3 tRNA genes and 2 rRNA genes are annotated in these 3,089 nt (G+C 50.5%); all 5 read left to right on the plus strand.

Annotated elements, in window-relative coordinates:
- Nucleotides 1–2,360 (plus strand): 23S ribosomal RNA (locus tag TE34_RS18140); the annotation flags it as partial.
- Nucleotides 2,361–2,482: 122 nt separating this feature from the next.
- Nucleotides 2,483–2,598, plus strand: a 5S ribosomal RNA gene (rrf, locus tag TE34_RS18145).
- Nucleotides 2,599–2,671, plus strand: a tRNA-Val gene (locus TE34_RS18150).
- A gap of 3 nt (nucleotides 2,672–2,674) precedes the next feature.
- A tRNA-Thr gene (locus TE34_RS18155) sits at nucleotides 2,675–2,750 on the plus strand.
- Between the two features lie 194 nt (nucleotides 2,751–2,944).
- Nucleotides 2,945–3,020 (plus strand) — tRNA-Lys (locus TE34_RS18160).
- The last annotated feature ends 69 nt before the right edge of the window (nucleotides 3,021–3,089 follow it).

Below are 3,089 nucleotides of genomic sequence, written 5' to 3' on the forward strand. Positions count from 1 at the left end.
TGTGCCTACAAGTAGTCGGAGCACGTTAATGTGTGACGGCGTACCTTTTGTAGAATGGACCGGCGAGTTACGATCGTATGCGAGGTTAAGTGGAAGACACGGAGCCGTAGCGAAAGCGAGTCTGAATAGGGCGAATTAGTATGCGGTCGTAGACCCGAAACCGTGTGATCTACCCATGTCCAGGGTGAAGGTCAGGTAACACTGACTGGAGGCCCGAACCCACGTATGTTGAAAAATGCGGGGATGAGGTGTGGGTAGGGGTGAAATGCCAATCGAACACGGAGATAGCTGGTTCTCTCCGAAATAGCTTTAGGGCTAGCCTCAAGAGTTGAGTACTGGAGGTAGAGCACTGATTGGACTAGGGGCCCTCATCGGGTTACCGAATTCAGTCAAACTCCGAATGCCAGATACTTTATCTTGGGAGTCAGTCTATGGGTGATAAGGTTCATAGACGAAAGGGAAACAGCCCAGACCGCCAGCTAAGGTCCCAAAGTATACGTTAAGTGGAAAAGGATGTGGAGTTGCACAGACAACCAGGATGTTGGCTTAGAAGCAGCCACCATTTAAAGAGTGCGTAATAGCTCACTGGTCGAGTGACTCTGCGCCGAAAATATACCGGGGCTAAACGTATCACCGAAGCTGCGGATTGTTCTTACGAACAATGGTAGGAGAGCGTTCTAAGTGCTGTGAAGTCAGACCGTGAGGACTGGTGGAGCGCTTAGAAGTGAGAATGCCGGTATGAGTAGCGAAAAAAGAGTGAGAATCTCTTTCACCGAATGCCTAAGGTTTCCTGAGGAAGGCTCGTCCTCTCAGGGTTAGTCGGGACCTAAGCCGAGGCCGAAAGGCGTAGGCGATGGACAACAGGTTGATATTCCTGTACCACCTCATAATCGTTACGAGCGATGGGGGGACGCAGTAGGATAAGGAAAGCGCACCGATGGATGTGTGCGCCCAAGCAGTGAGAGTGTTGGATAGGCAAATCCGTCCAACTTAAGCTCAAGCTGTGATGGGGAGCGAAATTTAGTAGCGAAGTTCCTGATTTCACACTGCCAAGAAAAGCCTCTAGCCATGATTTATGGTGCCCGTACCGCAAACCGACACAGGTAGGCGAGGAGAGAATCCTAAGGTGAGCGGAAGAACTCTCGTTAAGGAACTCGGCAAAATGACCCCGTAACTTAGGGAGAAGGGGTGCTTCTTGTATGAGAAGCCGCAGTGAATAGGCCCAAGCGACTGTTTAGCAAAAACACAGGTCTCTGCGAAGCCGAAAGGCGAAGTATAGGGGCTGACACCTGCCCGGTGCTGGAAGGTTAAGGGGATGAGTTAGGGCTTAGCCCGAAGCTTTGAACCGAAGCCCCAGTAAACGGCGGCCGTAACTATAACGGTCCTAAGGTAGCGAAATTCCTTGTCGGGTAAGTTCCGACCCGCACGAAAGGTGTAACGATTTGGGCACTGTCTCAACGAGAGATCCGGTGAAATTATACTATGCGTGAAGATGCGCATTACCCGCGACAGGACGGAAAGACCCCGTGGAGCTTTACTGTAGCCTGATATTGAATGTCTGTGCAGCTTGTACAGGATAGGTGGGAGCCTTAGAAGCCGGAGCGCTAGCTTCGGTGGAGGCATCCGTGGGATACCACCCTGGCTGTATGGACCTTCTAACCCAGGACCGTAATCCGGTTCGGAGACAGTGTCAGGCGGGCAGTTTGACTGGGGCGGTCGCCTCCTAAAAGGTAACGGAGGCGCCCAAAGGTTCCCTCAGAATGGTTGGAAATCATTCGTAGAGTGTAAAGGCAGAAGGGAGCTTGACTGCGAGACCTACAAGTCGAGCAGGGACGAAAGTCGGGCTTAGTGATCCGGTGGTTCCGCATGGAAGGGCCATCGCTCAACGGATAAAAGCTACCCCGGGGATAACAGGCTTATCTCCCCCAAGAGTTCACATCGACGGGGAGGTTTGGCACCTCGATGTCGGCTCATCGCATCCTGGGGCTGTAGTCGGTCCCAAGGGTTGGGCTGTTCGCCCATTAAAGCGGTACGCGAGCTGGGTTCAGAACGTCGTGAGACAGTTCGGTCCCTATCCGTCGTGGGCGTTGGAAGTTTGAGAGGAGCTGTCCTTAGTACGAGAGGACCGGGATGGACACACCGCTGGTGTACCAGTTGTTCTGCCAAGAGCATAGCTGGGTAGCTACGTGTGGAAAGGATAAGTGCTGAAAGCATCTAAGCATGAAGCCCCCCTCAAGATGAGACTTCCCATCACTTCGAGTGAGTAAGATCCCTTAGAGACTATGAGGTTGATAGGTCCGAGGTGGAAGCGTGGTGACACGTGGAGCTGACGGATACTAATAGATCGAGGACTTAACTAACTTTGTTTGATATTCGTTGTTTACTCTTATTTAGTTTTTAGGGTATAAATTATTTTTTAAAAACCCTTGCATTTCTCTTTAGAAATGAATATAATATATCTTGTCTTCATTTTAAGATATTGTCTGGTAGCGATAGCGAGAAGGTCACACCTGTTCCCATACCGAACACAGTAGTTAAGCTTCTCAGCGCCGATGGTAGTTGGGGCATTGCCCCTGCGAGAGTAGGACGCCGCCAGGCGGAGGATTAGCTCAGCTGGGAGAGCACCTGCCTTACAAGCAGGGGGTCGCAGGTTCGAGCCCTGCATCCTCCATACGCCGGCCTAGCTCAATTGGTAGAGCAACTGACTTGTAATCAGTAGGTTGGGGGTTCAAGTCCTCTGGCCGGCACCATTTTTTTACAACATTATAACAAACTAAGAAATACTCATTAACATGAGACATTAGCTCAGTCGGTAGAGCAACGAGCAACACCTCCACCGAATCAGCTACGAGTAACCCCGATGGATACACATCCATGAATAAGCTAGTAGTAGCAGGGGTCATCTTAGTTAAATTAAAACTAAATTAGATTAACTCATTAACATGAGCCATTAGCTCAGTCGGTAGAGCATCTGACTTTTAATCAGAGGGTCGAAGGTTCGAATCCTTCATGGCTCACCATTTATATTTGCGGGTGTGGCGGAATTGGCAGACGCGCTAGACTTAGGATCTAGTATCTTCGGATGTGGG

The sequence above is a fragment of the Ornithinibacillus californiensis genome (assembly GCF_001038485.1).
Lineage (GTDB): Bacteria > Bacillota > Bacilli > Bacillales > Amphibacillaceae > Ornithinibacillus > Ornithinibacillus californiensis.